The 14,577-nt window shown below is 54.3% G+C and carries 15 protein-coding genes; 7 read left to right on the top strand and 8 right to left on the bottom strand.

Going from position 1 to position 14,577, the window contains the following annotated elements; translation table 11 throughout:
* Positions 1-18: 18 nt before the first annotated feature.
* The 4 genes from fliI to fliF are packed head-to-tail and all read right to left on the bottom strand — an operon-like array spanning position 19 to position 4,759.
* Entirely contained in the window at positions 19-1,389 is a 1,371-nt protein-coding gene (gene fliI, locus ACMGG5_RS21110) for a flagellar protein export ATPase FliI (protein ID WP_008500325.1), read from the bottom strand.
* On the bottom strand, positions 1,389-2,096 hold the full coding sequence (fliH, locus tag ACMGG5_RS21105) for a flagellar assembly protein FliH (RefSeq protein WP_024909763.1): 708 nt from the start codon (positions 2,094-2,096) through the stop codon (positions 1,389-1,391). The genes fliI and fliH overlap by 1 nt, the downstream gene beginning before the upstream one ends.
* Entirely contained in the window at positions 2,089-3,087 is a 999-nt protein-coding gene (gene fliG, locus ACMGG5_RS21100) for a flagellar motor switch protein FliG (RefSeq protein ID WP_023312301.1), read from the bottom strand. Before fliG ends, fliH begins: the two co-directional genes overlap by 8 nt.
* Positions 3,080-4,759, bottom strand: a complete 1,680-nt coding sequence (gene fliF, locus ACMGG5_RS21095) for a flagellar basal-body MS-ring/collar protein FliF (protein ID WP_024909764.1) — start codon at positions 4,757-4,759, stop codon at positions 3,080-3,082. Before fliF ends, fliG begins: the two co-directional genes overlap by 8 nt.
* A 228-nt stretch (positions 4,760-4,987) precedes the next feature.
* On the opposite strand from fliF, the gene fliE reads away from it, so the two are divergent.
* Entirely contained in the window at positions 4,988-5,302 is a 315-nt protein-coding gene (gene fliE / locus ACMGG5_RS21090; protein ID WP_008500329.1) for a flagellar hook-basal body complex protein FliE, read from the top strand.
* Between the two features lie 74 nt (positions 5,303-5,376).
* A complete protein-coding gene (gene yedD, locus ACMGG5_RS21085; RefSeq protein WP_420278469.1) occupies positions 5,377-5,790 on the top strand; it encodes a lipoprotein YedD in 414 nt (137 codons plus the stop codon).
* A gap of 102 nt (positions 5,791-5,892) precedes the next feature.
* Here yedD and amyA read toward each other — a convergent pair whose 3' ends face one another.
* Genes amyA through fliD form a run of 4 tightly spaced genes read right to left on the bottom strand, consistent with a single transcriptional unit; the run spans position 5,893 to position 9,664 of the window.
* Complete coding sequence (gene amyA / locus ACMGG5_RS21080) at positions 5,893-7,380, bottom strand: alpha-amylase (RefSeq protein ID WP_420278634.1); 1,488 nt, start codon at positions 7,378-7,380, stop codon at positions 5,893-5,895.
* A gap of 52 nt (positions 7,381-7,432) precedes the next feature.
* Positions 7,433-7,807: a flagella biosynthesis regulatory protein FliT gene (gene fliT / locus ACMGG5_RS21075; RefSeq protein WP_024909767.1), complete on the bottom strand. Its 375-nt coding sequence runs from the start codon at positions 7,805-7,807 to the stop codon at positions 7,433-7,435.
* A gap of 6 nt (positions 7,808-7,813) precedes the next feature.
* Positions 7,814-8,218 (bottom strand): flagellar export chaperone FliS, encoded by a 405-nt coding sequence (gene fliS / locus ACMGG5_RS21070; RefSeq protein WP_023312296.1) that lies wholly within the window; start codon positions 8,216-8,218, stop codon positions 7,814-7,816.
* Between the two features lie 21 nt (positions 8,219-8,239).
* Positions 8,240-9,664 carry a flagellar filament capping protein FliD gene (gene fliD / locus ACMGG5_RS21065; RefSeq protein ID WP_024909768.1) on the bottom strand — a complete coding sequence of 475 codons (1,425 nt, stop codon included), beginning with the start codon at positions 9,662-9,664 and terminating at the stop codon, positions 8,240-8,242.
* Between the two features lie 401 nt (positions 9,665-10,065).
* On the opposite strand from fliD, the gene ACMGG5_RS21060 reads away from it, so the two are divergent.
* From ACMGG5_RS21060 to tcyJ, 5 genes are all read left to right on the top strand, one after another.
* A complete protein-coding gene (locus tag ACMGG5_RS21060; protein WP_023312294.1) occupies positions 10,066-10,890 on the top strand; it encodes a flagellin in 825 nt (274 codons plus the stop codon).
* Between the two features lie 62 nt (positions 10,891-10,952).
* Positions 10,953-12,158: a flagellin lysine-N-methylase gene (gene fliB, locus ACMGG5_RS21055; RefSeq protein ID WP_032646306.1), complete on the top strand. Its 1,206-nt coding sequence runs from the start codon at positions 10,953-10,955 to the stop codon at positions 12,156-12,158.
* A 129-nt stretch (positions 12,159-12,287) separates the two neighbouring features.
* Positions 12,288-13,007, top strand: a complete 720-nt coding sequence (locus ACMGG5_RS21050) for an RNA polymerase sigma factor FliA (RefSeq protein ID WP_014170714.1) — start codon at positions 12,288-12,290, stop codon at positions 13,005-13,007.
* 54 nt (positions 13,008-13,061) lie between these two features.
* A complete protein-coding gene (gene fliZ / locus ACMGG5_RS21045; RefSeq protein WP_008500339.1) occupies positions 13,062-13,613 on the top strand; it encodes a flagella biosynthesis regulatory protein FliZ in 552 nt (183 codons plus the stop codon).
* An 86-nt stretch (positions 13,614-13,699) separates the two neighbouring features.
* A complete protein-coding gene (tcyJ, locus tag ACMGG5_RS21040; RefSeq protein ID WP_023336163.1) occupies positions 13,700-14,500 on the top strand; it encodes a cystine ABC transporter substrate-binding protein in 801 nt (266 codons plus the stop codon).
* Positions 14,501-14,577: the final 77 nt, after the last annotated feature.

Here is a 14,577-nt window from a genome sequence, read left to right as displayed (position 1 = left end):
CTTCGCCCTCCACCTGTGTTACACCTGCGGGAAAATCAGCTCCAGTGCCTGAATTGAATCTTCCCAGTCGGCGCGTTCAAAAATGCCTTGTTGCAAAAATGCCTCCAGCTGCGGCCACAGGGTAATCGCTTTGTCGAGCATCGGGTCGCTGCCTTTGGCATACGCCCCCACGCTGACCAGATCGCGGTTGCGCTGGAAGCTGGAGAGCAGTTGTTTAAAGTTACGCACGCGGGCGTAGTGCTTCTCGGTTATCAGCGCCGTCATTGCGCGGCTGATAGAGGCTTCAATATCAATGGCCGGATAGTGTCCGGCTTCGGCGAGACGACGCGACAGCACAATATGGCCGTCAAGGATCGCGCGCGCGGAGTCGGCAATCGGGTCCTGCTGGTCATCGCCTTCGGTCAGTACCGTATAGAACGCGGTGATGGAACCGCCGCCGCTGATGCCGTTCCCCGCGCGCTCAACGAGGGCAGGGAGTTTGGCGAAGACCGAAGGCGGATAGCCTTTGGTCGCCGGTGGCTCACCGATGGCCAGCGCGATTTCACGCTGTGCCATCGCGTAGCGGGTCAGGGAATCCATGATCAGCAGCACGTGCTTGCCGCGGTCGCGGAAATCTTCGGCAATACGGGTGGCATACGCGGCACCCTGCATACGCAGCAGCGGCGACACGTCCGCCGGCGCGGCGATGACCACCGAGCGGGCGCGGCCTTCCGCTCCCAGAATGTTTTCAATAAAGTCTTTTACTTCACGACCACGTTCGCCAATCAGACCTACAACGATCACATCAGCCTGCGTGTAGCGCGCCATCATGCCGAGCAGGACGGATTTACCCACGCCTGACCCGGCGAACAGGCCCATACGTTGTCCGCGTCCCACGGTCAGCAGGGCGTTAATCGGGCGCACGCCGGTGTCGAGCACATGCTCGATAGGGGTTCGCTGCAGGGGGTTAAACGGTTGGGTGATCAGCGCGCCGGTTTCGGTGGTGTCCGGGGAGGGCAGTCCGTCGAGCGGCTTCCCGCTGCCGTCCAGCACGCGGCCCAGCAGGGCAGGGCCAAGCGGCAGCTGCTTCCCGCTTTGCAGCCCGTCGCCAGACGTGTTTTTGGCATACACGCGCGCGCCGGGCAGAATGCCTTCCACCTCTTCAAGCGGCATCAGGAACAGGCGCTGGCCGTTGAACCCGACTACTTCGCTTTCCACTTCACGCGTTTCCAGACCGTCCTGACGCTCGATCACGCAGGTCGCGCCCAGCGGCAGCTGCAGGCCGGTGGCCTCCAGTACCAGACCGGTGGCGCGCGTCAGTCGCCCATAACGACGAACAGAGGGCAGTTGCGCCATCTTCGTCTCAAAGTTGTCGAGCGTGGTGAGCCAGCGGGTGAGGCGCGCAGTCATCAGACGACTCCCGGTGCCGCCAGGCGGCACAGTTCCTGCCAGCGGGTGGCGACGCTGGCATCCAGGTCACCTTCATCGGCAGAGACTTTGCAGCCGCCGTGATGTAACGACGGGTCACCACGCAGGCGCCAGCCGTGCAGGTTTAGCGTCGCGCCCAGGCTCTCTTCCACACGCTGCAGATCGTCCGGATGGACGCGCAGCTGCGGCTTCCCGCTGAACAGCGGCTCCTGCTGCAGCAGGCCCTGAATTTGTTTGATAAGCGCCGTGTTATCCACCACGGGCGTCTGGCCGATCACCTGACGCGCGGCTTCCAGCGCCATCTGCATCAGTCGCGAGGCTATCACGCTGTCCAGCGCGTCCAGCGTGTGCTGAAACTCGCTGACCAGCTGCTGCATGCGGGCATGGATCGGCGCCTGCTGCTGGCGCGCCTGATCGATACCGTGCTCTAACCCTTTCGACAGGCCTTCCTGGTACCCCAGCTCGTGGCCTTTCTGCCGGCCTTCGTTCAGACCGGCATTGTAGCCCTGCTCGTGCGCCTGCATTTGCAGCTGAGCCAGCATCTGTGCTTGCTGCTCTTCTTCGCTCAGCTCGGGCTGCTCGACGTCCGGGTCAAGCTCCTCGGTCGGGATCGCGGCTGGCGTGAACTCGGAGAGGGGAGGAGCCAGATCGTCCGGCGTCCAGCGCTTCCACGGCAGCTCATTAGACATAGGTGTCGTCTCCGCTGCCAATCACCATCTCGCCGGTTTCCGCCAGACGACGAACAATAAGCAGAATGGCTTTCTGTTCGTTTTCCACCTGAGACAGACGAACCGGGCCGCGGTTGGCAAGGTCGTCGCGCAGGATATCGGCCGCACGCTGAGACATGTTGCGCAGGAATTTCTCGCGCAGCGGCTGCTCGGCACCTTTGAGGGCAATAAGCAGCGACTCGGAATCCACTTCCTGGAGCAGGCGCTGGATGCTGCGGTCGTCCACTTCGACGAGGTTCTCGAACAGGAACATCTCGTCGATGATTTTCTGTGCCAGCTCGCCGTCGAATTCGCGAACCGCTGTAATGACCGCCTCTTCCTGCTGCGTTTTCATCAGGTTGATGATTTCCGCCGCCGTTCTCACGCCGCCCATTTTGCTGCGCTTGAGGTTCTGGCCGTCGAGCAGGTTGTTGAGCACCTCGGTCAGCTCCGCCAGCGCGGCAGGCTGGACGCCGCCGAAGGTGGCGATACGCAGCATCACGTCGTGACGCAGGCGCTCTTCGAACAGCGCCAGAATATCGGCCGCCTGACCACGTTTAAGGTGGACAAGGATGGTGGCGATAATCTGCGGGTGCTCGTCGCGAATAAGGTCGGCAGCACTCTGTGGTTCCATAAAGTTGAGCGTTTCGATACCGCTGGCGGTATCGCGGGTTTCCAGAATGTCTTCCAGCAGGCTGGAGGCACGCTCTTCGCCCAGCGCCTTGACCAGCACGGAACGGAGGTAGTCGTTGGCGTTGATGTTCAGCGCGGCAAACTGTTCGGCTTCCTGTTCAAACTCTGCCAGCACTTCAGTCAGCTGCTTGTTGGAGATCTGACGCACGTTGGCCATGGCCGCACTGAGAATTTGCACTTCTCGCTGGGAGAGGTGTTTAAACACCTCTGCCGCGCGATCTTCGCCAATGGTCATCAGCAGGATGACGCTTTTATCGGTGCCCGTAAGCGTATTACTCATGTTCGTTACCCATCCACTGGCGAATGACCAGCGCCACGACGCGCGGATCGTTATCTGACATTTCGCGAATGCGCTGGCTCATGACCTCAGCGCCCATGCGCTGGTTAGCACGACGCTGCTGCATCTGTTCATCTTTGCTGAGACGCACTTCAACCGCTTCTTCCGTTTCCTGACGCGCATTCATCTGCTCGCGAGCCGCTTTTTCGGCTTCAGCGCGGCGCTGGAGCTGCGGACGAACGCCCTTACGCCACAGCAGCCACGCGACAATCAGCACCAGCAGCCAGCGGCCTGCGGACATCAGTTGGTCGATAAACGCCTGCTGTTGCCAGAACGGCAGTTCACCGCCGGTCTCTTCAACCGAGTTGAACGGTGAGTTCACCACGTTGAGGGTATCGCCGCGCTTCTCGGAGTAACCCATCGCTTCACGGGTCAGGTTTTCAATCTGCTTCATCTGCTCGGCGGTCAGCGGCAACGGTTTGCCATCCGCCAGCGTTTTGTAGTTCACCACTACCGCAACGGAAAGACGCTGAATATCGCCCACGTTCAGTTTAGTGTGGCGAATCGTCCGGTCCACTTCATAGTTCGTGGTTTCGTTACGACTGCTGGTACGCGGACCGGCGTTACTGGCCGTTGAGGTGGTCTGCTGATTATTTTGCTGACCGTTCTGCTGATTGGCCGGAGGCGTAGAGATCGGCGCCGCGTTAGCCGGGGCCGGCTGGTTAGACAACGCACCCGGCACGCCGCCTGGGTATGCACCGCCGACCTGCTCGTTCGAATTGATCTGGCGTGAACGCATGACCGCCTGAGCCGCATCGCCGTTCGGGCTGTATTGTTCTTCAGTTTGTTCTTTATTCGCGAAGTCGATCTGCGCGGTAACCTGCGCGTGCACGTTGCTGTTACCCACAACCGGGCCGAGGATCGCTTCAATACGACGCTGGAGACGGCTTTCGACATCGGCGGCATATTTCAGCTGCGCGTCATTGAGATCGCGACCGGCGGTATTGGATTGCGTCAGCAGGTGACCGCTCTGGTCAACCAGCGTTACGTTACCCGGCGGCAGACCGGCGACGGCGCTGGAGACGAGATGCGTCACCGCGCTGATTTGCCCTTCGTCCAGCGCGCGGCCAGGTTCGAGGTTCACGGTAACGGAAGCCGAAGGTGATTTCTGTTCACGGACAAATAAAGAAGGTTTAGGCATCGCCAGGTGCACGCGGGCACTCTTCACCGGGCCTAATGTTTCAATGGTGCGGGCCAGTTCACCTTCCAGCGCACGCTGGTAGTTCACCTGCTCGCTGAACTGGCTGATACCGAATTTTTCCTGATCCAGCAGCTCAAAACCCACCGCGCCGCCCTTCGGCAGCCCCTGCTGAGCCAGACGCAGACGCAGTTCGTGCACCTTATCTGCCGGTACCTCAAGCGCACCGCCATTATCGGCAAAGCGATAAGGGATGTTCATCTGGGTAAGCTGGGTGACGATGGCGCCGCCATCCTGATCGGAAAGGTTACTGTAGAGTGTCCGGTAATCAGGGCTTTTCGCCCACAGGACCATCGCTACAAGGATCGCAATTGCGGCAGCGCCTGCCACGATCAACGGGATTTTAGGATTCGCGCGAAGGCGGTTCATCCACTCGAGTGATTTATTCTGCGGCGCTGTCGATGCTGTTGCACTCATTGCGCACCTCTTAAATCCTGGTGGTTTACGTTATTCGTGTAGAGAAACAAAACTGACTCCCGGGTCGGCAAACACGACAAAAGTTCCATATTGATGGCCCTGCCATTATTTGATGATTCGTGATTTTCTATGGGTCAAATAACCTGGTTTTTTCATGCTATTTACCGCCATTATCTTATTGACAAGCTGTTAGTCTTGACCGCGTAAAAAACCATCCAGGGGAAAGTCATGGCTATACAGGGCATTGAAGGGGTAATCAGTCAGTTGCAGGCAACGGCGATGACGGCCCGTAATCAGAATGTGGCAGATCAGCAGCCGAGCATCAGCTTCGCAGGGCAACTGCATGCCGCTCTTGACCGTATCAGTGATACCCAGACCGCAGCGCGCACTCAGGCAGAAAAGTTCACCCTCGGTGAGCCGGGCGTGGCGCTGAATGATGTGATGACCGATTTGCAAAAAGCCTCGGTTTCCCTGCAGATGGGGATCCAGGTGCGTAACAAGCTGGTGTCGGCCTATCAAGAGGTCATGGGAATGCAGGTTTAAGACCTGTCGATCTTCGCTGGCAGCCGCAGCGCTTTAATGCCACAATATTTTTTTCTTCGATTGCAGGAAAGATGATGAAAAAAATAGCAATTGCTGGCGCGCTGCTGGCACTGACCGGGTGCGTTCAGGTCGATAACTATAACGACGTGATTAAGCATCCTGTCCCGGCGCATCTGGCGGGGTACTGGCAGTCGAAAGGGCCGCAGAGCAACATGGTCAGCCCGAATGCGATTGCCACGCTGGTGGTGACGGAGGAGGGCGATACGCTGGACTGCCGTCAGTGGCAGCGCGTGATTGCCGTGCCGGGTAAAATCATGCTGCGTTCAGACAGTTATTACAACGTGACGCGTAAGCTCGATATCTATCCGCTGGAGCGCGATGGCTTGACGCTTGAGTACGACGGGCTGGAGCTGCAGAAGGTCGATCGCCCAACGGTTGAGTGTGCCGATTACCTGAGCAAGAGTCCGCTGGCGAGTAAACTGCCCTAAAGGTAAACGCAAAACGGCAACCTCGTTGCCGTTTTTGGTGTTTGCGCCCTCTCCCTGTGGGAGAGGGACGGGGTGAGGGCATCAGGCCGCACGTTTCCTGTTCTAAAGCGCATCCTCTATTACCCACACGCTCACGCTTCCGCCTTTGCAGGTAAAAGTGCCTTCGCCATCCGCCGCCGTAGTGATGGTTTCTTCGCGATTGCCGAGAAAATCCCGCCACGTTTTGTTGCCGTAGTTTTCCCCAAGACAAATCACTTTTTCACCGTCGTCCCCGTTTGACATCACCACCACGCAGCCGGGATCGTCATCCGTGCCGCTGCGGCTGAAGGCAATGCAGTTAGGATGGTCGAAAAACAGCGTCTGCACGCCGTGGGCAAAACGCTGACGCGCGAGGATCAGCTCGTGAAGCTGCTCAATGACCGGCATATCAATATGGTACGTTTCACCGTCTCCTCCCGTGTCGTCATAGCTGGCGCCGAAGAGATCCGGATAAAAGACGCTCGGCACGCCATTTTCCCGCAGCAGGATTAGCGCGTAGGCCAGCGGCTTGAACCAGGCTTCGACCGGCGCTTCGAGTGCCTGTAAAGGCTGGGTGTCATGGTTCGCGACGAGGGTCACCGCATGAAATGGATCGGCTTCCACCAGGGTACCGGTGAAGATTTGGCTCATGTCGTAATCCCGACCCTGACGTGACGCCTCGTGGAATTTCATCTGCAGGGGAGCATCAAACAGCATGGTTTTGCCTTCGACCTGGTCAATATAGGCCTGAAGTTTATCCACCTCGTGGGACCAGTATTCCGCCACGATAAACAGCGGCTGGTCGGCGACTTCCTGGACGTGCTCAATCCACTCTTTGTAAAACCAGGCGGGAATATGCTTAACGGCGTCCAGACGAAAACCGTCGCAGCACGTCTGTTCCATGACCCAGCGGGCCCAGTATTTGATCTCCTCGGTCACGGCGTGATTGCGAAAGTCGATATTTTCGCCCATCAGGTAATCGAAGTTACCCATCTCATCATCAACCTGATCGTTCCAGCCTTCGCCGGTGTAGTCGTTGACGATTTTAAAGATGCCGTCTTCATCGGGGTTTTCAATGTGGTCGACGCCGCTGAAGCATTTGTAGTCCCAGATAAACCGGGAATATTGCCAGGCGCGGGCAGGGAAGGTATAGCGGGTCCAGGCTTCACACTCGATGACCTCGTCATCGATTTGCGTGCGGTCCTGTTCATTCACACGCTGAACGCGGACAGATTCTTTCTCATCGGCACCCATTTTGTGGTTGACCACCACGTCCAGCAGCACGGCAATGTCGTTGCTTTTAAGGGCGTTAATGGCCTCCAGCAGCTGCGCTTTGTCGCCGTATTTCGTGGCAATACTGCCTTTCTGGTCAAACTCGCCGAGATCGAACAGGTCGTAAGAGTCATAGCCGACAGAATACCCGCCGGACGCACCTTTGTAGGCGGGCGGCAGCCAGATCATGTTGATGCCGATTTCGTTAAGATTGGGAGCTAACGCCGTGACCTCTCGCCACAATTCACCGCCAGCAGGGTAATACCAGTGAAAACATTGTAACAGGGTGGGGTTTTTCATCATCCTTGCTCCAGAAGCCGGTTGGCAGACTTCTGGAGTATGGATGAAGAAATCATAGTTGTGTGTCGCGGGTAAAACTTTCTGGATAAAGAATATTCCCTGACAGCTTTCCATAGGTAGAAGTGATGGATTGCTGTTTACCGGTTTGATCAATCAGACTGCGCAGTTCGTCCATGCGGACTTTCAACAGTGCCTTTAGCGCATTCTCATTTTCAAGGATCATTTCCAGCAGCGCACGCGCTTGCTCAACCTGAGCCGGAGGGCATGACATGATGGGCGTTTGCGAAATCTTTTCCACCAGTTGAACGTAATGCATTTCCTGCTCGATAAGCGCATCCCATTGACCAGAATGTGCGAGATTTAGCATAGCAATGCTCTGAGCATGTAGCGCCTGCCAGTGGCTAAGCGCTGCGCTGGGATTATTCATCAAAAATTATCCTGATATAGAGGACGCATTGGGGCCGATTTGCTTCCACGCATCCGCAATGTTGTTTAATAAACCCTCGACTTCAACAATTGCGTCTACGTCATTACTGACATTCGCCAGTAACAAACGTCGAACCATATATTCGTACAAGGAGGCAAGGTTACCGGACAACTCGCTCTCAACCTCCATGTTCAGTCCTGCTTTTAAACCGTTGTCGATGATGTTGATGGCTTTGGATAAGGCTTCGCCTTTTTCGCGAATTTGTCCGGCTTCCATGAACAGACGCGCGCGAACAAGGGCGCTATGCGCCCCGTCGAACAACATGACAATCAGCTGGTGTGGACTGGCATTCATGACTGCGCTTTCGACTCCTATCTGCTGATAGGATTGAACACCAGAGGTCTTATACATATCCACTCCTGAAGGCTACGACTACTTTTGTGAGAACTGTTGGGTCAGGTAGTTGGCTGTACTGGTCATTTTGGTGACTAATACGTCCAGACTGGTGAACTGGGTTTTGTAACGTGCCATGGTGGCTTCAATTTGAGCATCCATGGCATCGTAACGTTCGCCCAGCGTTTTCAGCGTTTTGTTGATCCCGTCTTTCGCGTTCTGGATCACCCCGGCGCTGCCGGTACTGGTGCTGAGCATGGTGGTCAGCGTGTTGTTCATCTGGGTCGCCATACCGGTTTTCTTTCCGTCACCGACAAAATACTGCTGTACGGCGTTCGGGTTGTCGGTCAGCGCTTTTTTCAGCTTATCGGTGTCGACTTTCAGGTTACCGACGGTACCGTCCGCGCCTTTCACCGGATCCTGGGTAATCCCCAACTGGGCCATAATCTGAATGGAGCCGGTCTGCACTTCGGTCAGCAGGCCGCGCAGCTGAGACTGAACCCCACGCACGTTCGCATCACCGACCAGCGCGCCGTTGCTGGTAGATTGGCTGCCGGAGCCTGCATCGACCGGAACATACTTCGTCAGGCTGTTAATGGTAGACTGCAGCGAGTTATACGCTGTGACCCAGTCCGTGATCGCCTTCTGGTTCGCATCCGTTGCGCGTGAAACCTCAAGGGTTTCGTCTGCCGTGCTTTGCGCTTTCACGCTGAAGGTGACCCCAGGCAGCGCATCGGTAATGGTATTTGACTGGCGCTCGATCGAGATGTTGTTCACCACCACAATCGCGTTCTGTGCGGCGGTATTCACCGTCAGCGCGCCCGTTTTGGTGGTTGAATCGTAGCCAATGGCGCTTTGCAGCTTGGCGTCGCCGGTAACGCTTACCGTCATCGCACCATCGGTACCGGTGGTTTTTGATGACAGCATCAGGCGGTAATCACCGTCTTTCGCTTTAATGACGCTGGCGGTGACGTTGCCGTTCGCTTTATTAATGGCGCTCGCGATCCCGGCCAGCGACGTATCGCCATCTGCCAGGGTGACCTCTAAAGGCGTTGTGGTACCCGGCTGGGTGATGGTGATTTTACGCGTTGTACCTGTCGTATCGCCCAGCAGGTCCGTGTTGTTAGCATAGGAGCCGGTAGTGAGTGCCTGTGCTTTCGCAACCTGGTTGACGTTGACAACAAAGGAACCCACGGACGCGTCAGCCGTTGTGGTGGCAGTAAAGGCCGTGTTGGTGCTGCTAACGGACGTTGAGTTCCAGGTGGTTGCTTTACCCAGTGCAGCGGTCGCAGTCTGCAGCGATGTCATGGCGCTCTGCAGCTTGCCGTAAGCACTTAGCTGTGCGTTATACGTTGATTGCTGGGAAGTAATCGTCGTCAGCTTGGTTTTCTCTGCCGCTTCCAACTGATTATATAAATCCCCGAGTCCTGCAGAACCTATCCCGAGGTTACTGATAGTAGCCATGCATATTTTCCTTAAAATACGAAAGTAGTTCAGGACTCTTATCGGCCTCTCAAGGTAAAAGTTTACGATGGCGAGAAAAAAATAATCCAAAGAATAGACGCGTCCTGGCGGGGTAAATGAAAGGATTGCACTTTAGGGTCATTATCACAGCATTGAAAACACGAATAAGTGTGTGCCTTTTTTGTCATCTCTTTGTGCATTTAAAAAGCGTAAATAATAAGCCTCTGGCGGACCTTAATTGATTTTTTAAAAATAAAATAATTAATAATCATCGGCTTGTAATTTTTTCAAAATTGATTCTAAAGTCTTTTGGGGACCCGTCGATAACCTTGTTGACGGTGAGAGACGCTGTGAGTGTTAGGCACCGGACCTAAAACCCAATTTTTGAAGGAAACAAAATTATGGCAGTTATCAATACTAACCTGTTGTCCCTGACCACTCAGAACAACCTGAACAAATCTCAGTCTTCTCTGGGCACTGCTATCGAGCGTCTGTCTTCCGGTCTGCGTATTAACAGCGCGAAAGACGATGCTGCTGGCCAGGCGATTGCAAACCGCATGACCGCTCAGATCAAAGGGATGACCCAGGCTGCACGTAACGCCAACGACGGTATCTCCATGGCGCAGACTGCTGAAGGTTCTCTGAACGAAATCAACAACAACTTGCAGCGTGTTCGTGAACTGGCTGTTCAGGCAAGCAACGGCACCAACAGCGCATCTGACCTGGCTTCTCTGCAGGATGAAGTTACCGCTCGTCTGGCTGAAATCGACCGTGTTGCGGGCAAAACTGACTTCAACGGCATCAAACTGCTGGACGGCACTGCAGGTACTGCTGGTGTGGTTAAAATTCAGGTTGGCGTTAACGACGGCGACACCATCAACCTGGATCTGAGCGGCGCTAAAGCTGACTCTACTACTCTGGGCGTGAACGCTATCGACCTGAAAGCAATGACCGCTACTGACCTGAACACCATCGACAAAGCTATCGCTACCGTTGATAAAGCACGTTCTGGTCTGGGTGCTGTGCAGAACCGCTTCACTTCTGCAATCAACAACCTGAACAACACCTCTAACAACCTGTCTGCTGCTCAGTCCCGTATCCAGGACGCTGACTACGCAACTGAAGTTTCCAACATGTCCCGCGCGCAGATCCTGCAGCAGGCTGGTACTTCTGTTCTGTCTCAGGCAAACCAGGTTCCACAGACCGTTCTGTCTCTGCTGCGTTAATATTACGCGTGAAACCCCGCTTCGGCGGGGTTTTTTTATCTCTGCTATTTGAGAATCCACCTGTGAAACAAATCAGTGTCACTCAACCAAAGCTGGTCGCAGATTTTTCATGTGTCGGTGGGGAATGCCGTGAACATTGTTGTCAGGGCTGGACCATCGCGTTTGATAAATCCTCCGTTAACCGTTACCTGAACAGCAAAAATGCCGCCATTCGTCATACGGCGAAAACGGCGATAAAAGTTACCAAAAAACAGTATGGCAACTGGGGCGAAGTGATTTTCCATACGGAAAGTAAAAACTGCCCGTTTATGGATACTGAAAAACTCTGTTCTATTCATAGCGCCATGGGCGCGCAGGCGTTAAGCCCAACCTGTTCGTCGTTTCCACGGACAAACCGGGTCTATAAAAATGAAATCGAAAAATCGCTGAACCTCTCGTGTCCGGAAGTGACCCGACTTCTGTTGAACGATCGGGAGTCTATGTCGATGATGGAATCTGTCATTGTCCAGCAGGACGTCAATACTGCGCCAATGATTGATTTAAAAGCAAAGGTCATCAATCTCTTCTGCCAAAACCTTTTCAGCGTTGAAGCGGTCTGCGTTGAAGAGCAGGTTTACGCCGTGGTGAAATTCCTCATGGTGGCTGAAAAGCTCGAGAATCTCGAAGAGAATATCGGCACGCTTGAAACGGTTTATTTCTCGCTGGTTAACGAACTGGTGAGCGGTAAAATCAAAACGGAACTGGGCGGGTTTAATCAGAACTACAGCCTGAAATTCGCGTTAATTTCGCTTATCCAGAGCTACTTTACGAAGAAAGCGACCGCTCGCGGCGGCGCGGTATTAAACCGCTATTTTACTCAGCTTTATCAACAGTTCGAATCTGTCGGTGATGCCGTACCGGCAGAGAAGGTCATGGAGAACATCGAGTCCGTCTGGCGCGATGTGGCGGGCAGTTACCTGGCGACCAATGACCATTTATTTAAGAACTTTTTTAAATACAAACTCTGGGAGCAGGGCTTCCCACAGAACAATGGCCGCAGCATGTTGAATAATCTTTATTTAATCGTTGCGGAGTTCTATTTCCTGAAAACGTTACTTGCCGGTCAGGCTCTCGTGGCGGGAAAAATTGAACAAGATAATATTATTGATGTTATTTACAGCTTCCACTCCCTTAGCCAGCATAATCAGGAAGCGGGAAAGCTCTTTCATCAACATATAGATAGCGTCAAGCTGGGCGACGATCTTTCATTGTTACAACTGTTAATTTAGGCAGAAAAGTTGCCCCTGTTGTGGGCAACCTCAGAATAACCTCATTTTATCCCCCTTTTTCATCCAATTGAACGCCCTGCAGAATCGGATAATCATGCCGATAACTCAACTAACGCAGGGCTGTTTATCGTGAATTCACTCTATACCGCTGAAGGTGTAATGGATAAACACTCGCTGTGGCAGCGTTATGTCCCGCTGGTGCGTCACGAAGCATTGCGCCTCCAGGTGCGCTTGCCGGCGAGCGTGGAACTCGACGATCTGCTACAGGCGGGCGGTATCGGGTTATTGAATGCAGTTGACCGATACGACGCTCTGCAAGGAACGGCATTTACGACTTACGCAGTTCAGCGTATTCGTGGTGCGATGCTGGACGAGCTGCGCAGCCGCGACTGGGTGCCGCGCAGTGTTCGCCGCAACGCGCGCGAAGTGGCGCATGCGATGGGGCAGCTGGAACAGGAACTGGGACGTAACGCAACGGAAACCGAAGTGGCGGAACGTCTTGGCATTGCTGTTGAAGAGTATCGTCAGATGTTGCTCGATACCAATAATAGCCAACTCTTCTCTTATGACGAGTGGCGCGAAGAGCATGGCGATAGCATCGAGCTGGTGACGGATGAGCACCAGCAAGAAAACCCGTTACACCATTTAATGGAAGGGAATTTACGCCAGCGCGTCATGGAGGCTATTGAAGCTCTGCCTGAACGCGAACAGCTGGTATTGACCCTTTATTACCAGGAAGAGCTTAACCTCAAAGAGATTGGCGCTGTTCTGGAGGTGGGAGAGTCGCGGGTGAGCCAGCTGCACAGCCAGGCCATTAAACGCTTACGAACCAAGCTGGGTAAGTTATAGGTGATTGATTCACCTGAAAAATGCCGCACAACGTATTGACAACCAGGAGTTATCATGACGGTGCAGCAATCTAAAAGACGGCCTTTAAGCCGCTACCTGAAAGACTTTAAACACAGCCAGACGCATTGCGCCCACTGTAACAAGTTACTCGATCGTATCACGCTGGTTCGCCGGGGCGAAATCGTCAATAAGATTGCGATTTCGCGTCTCGACACGTTGATGGACGAAGCAGCATGGCTCGAAGAGCAAAAAGAGTGGGTGGCGCTTTGCCGTTTCTGTGGGGATCTCCACTGCAAAGAGCAAAGCGACTTCTTCGACATCATCGGCTTCAAGCAATTCCTGTTTGAACAAACGGAGATGAGCCACGGCACCGTTCGCGAATATGTGGTTCGCCTGCGTCGCCTTGGGCAACATCTGACCGTAAACAATATTTCTCGCGATCTGCTGAAAACCGGTTATCTGGATGAAAATCTGGAGCCGTGGCTGCCTGCGACCAGCACCAATAACTACCGAATTGCGCTGCGCAAGTATGCGCAATACAAGGTACAAATGCCGGGTGCCATAAAGCAGAAAGCCCACGCCGGAACAACTTCTGATATATATTAAAAAAGAATAAGATGTAGCGCAGTCGCCTTTGACGTTGCAGGCGATTTCTCTACACTACGTAAAAATTCCACTATATCGGGGTATTTATGAAATTTGCACTTCTGGGTCGTCAGGCGCTGATGGGTGTTATGGCCGTTGCGCTGGTTGCGGGCATGAGCGTGAAAACGTTCGCCGCAGAAAACCTGCTGAATAAAGTAAAAGAGCGCGGTACGCTGCTGGTTGGGCTGGAAGGAACGTATCCTCCGTTCAGCTTCCAGGGCGATGACGGTAAGCTGACCGGTTTCGAAGTGGAGTTTGCTGAAGAGCTGGCGAAGCACCTCGGCGTTAAAGCGTCACTGAAACCGACCAAATGGGACGGTATGCTGGCGTCGCTGGATTCCAAACGTATTGATGTGGTGATTAATCAGGTGACCATTTCTGACGAGCGTAAGAAGAAGTATGACTTCTCTACGCCGTACACCGTGTCCGGTATTCAGGCGCTGGTGAAGAAAGGCAACGAAGGCGGGATTAAAACTGCCGCAGACCTGAAAGGGAAGAAAGTCGGTGTTGGTCTGGGGACTAACTACGAAGAGTGGCTGCGCCAGAACGTGCAGGGCGTGGATATCCGCACCTATGATGATGACCCGACGAAATACCAGGATCTGCGCGTGGGCCGTATCGACGCCATTCTGGTTGACCGCCTGGCAGCGCTGGATCTGGTGAAGAAAACCAACAACACCCTGGCGGTAGCGGGTGATGCGTTCTCTCGTCAGGAATCAGGCGTGGCCGTGCGTAAAGGTAACGAAGACCTGGTCAAAGCGATTGATTCCGCGATTGCTGACATGCAAAAAGACGGAAGCCTGAAAGCGCTCTCCGAGAAGTGGTTCGGTGCAGACGTCACGAAATAAGTTTCTGACGTAAAAAAAGGCGCTTTTAAAAGCGCCTTTTTTATTTCTTTCGCGTCTGCGTGCATAATGAAAAATAT

The organism is Enterobacter sp. BNK-34 (assembly GCF_048684445.1).
Classification (GTDB): Bacteria; Pseudomonadota; Gammaproteobacteria; order Enterobacterales; family Enterobacteriaceae; genus Enterobacter; species Enterobacter pseudoroggenkampii.
This window is presented reverse-complemented; position numbering and strand designations above follow the sequence as displayed.

What these genes read in the sequence shown, in the direction of transcription:
- fliI (WP_008500325.1), bottom strand. Translation starts at nt 1,389, where the DNA reads ATGACTGCGCGCCTCACCCGCTGGCTCACCACGCTCGACAACTTTGAG.
- fliH (WP_024909763.1), bottom strand. Translation starts at nt 2,096, where the DNA reads ATGTCTAATGAGCTGCCGTGGAAGCGCTGGACGCCGGACGATCTGGCT.
- fliG (WP_023312301.1), bottom strand. Translation starts at nt 3,087, where the DNA reads ATGAGTAATACGCTTACGGGCACCGATAAAAGCGTCATCCTGCTGATG.
- fliF (WP_024909764.1), bottom strand. Translation starts at nt 4,759, where the DNA reads ATGAGTGCAACAGCATCGACAGCGCCGCAGAATAAATCACTCGAGTGG.
- fliE (WP_008500329.1), top strand. Translation starts at nt 4,988, where the DNA reads ATGGCTATACAGGGCATTGAAGGGGTAATCAGTCAGTTGCAGGCAACG.
- yedD (WP_420278469.1), top strand. Translation starts at nt 5,377, where the DNA reads ATGAAAAAAATAGCAATTGCTGGCGCGCTGCTGGCACTGACCGGGTGC.
- amyA (WP_420278634.1), bottom strand. Translation starts at nt 7,380, where the DNA reads ATGAAAAACCCCACCCTGTTACAATGTTTTCACTGGTATTACCCTGCT.
- fliT (WP_024909767.1), bottom strand. Translation starts at nt 7,807, where the DNA reads ATGAATAATCCCAGCGCAGCGCTTAGCCACTGGCAGGCGCTACATGCT.
- fliS (WP_023312296.1), bottom strand. Translation starts at nt 8,218, where the DNA reads ATGTATAAGACCTCTGGTGTTCAATCCTATCAGCAGATAGGAGTCGAA.
- fliD (WP_024909768.1), bottom strand. Translation starts at nt 9,664, where the DNA reads ATGGCTACTATCAGTAACCTCGGGATAGGTTCTGCAGGACTCGGGGAT.
- ACMGG5_RS21060 (WP_023312294.1), top strand. Translation starts at nt 10,066, where the DNA reads ATGGCAGTTATCAATACTAACCTGTTGTCCCTGACCACTCAGAACAAC.
- fliZ (WP_008500339.1), top strand. Translation starts at nt 13,062, where the DNA reads ATGACGGTGCAGCAATCTAAAAGACGGCCTTTAAGCCGCTACCTGAAA.
- tcyJ (WP_023336163.1), top strand. Translation starts at nt 13,700, where the DNA reads ATGAAATTTGCACTTCTGGGTCGTCAGGCGCTGATGGGTGTTATGGCC.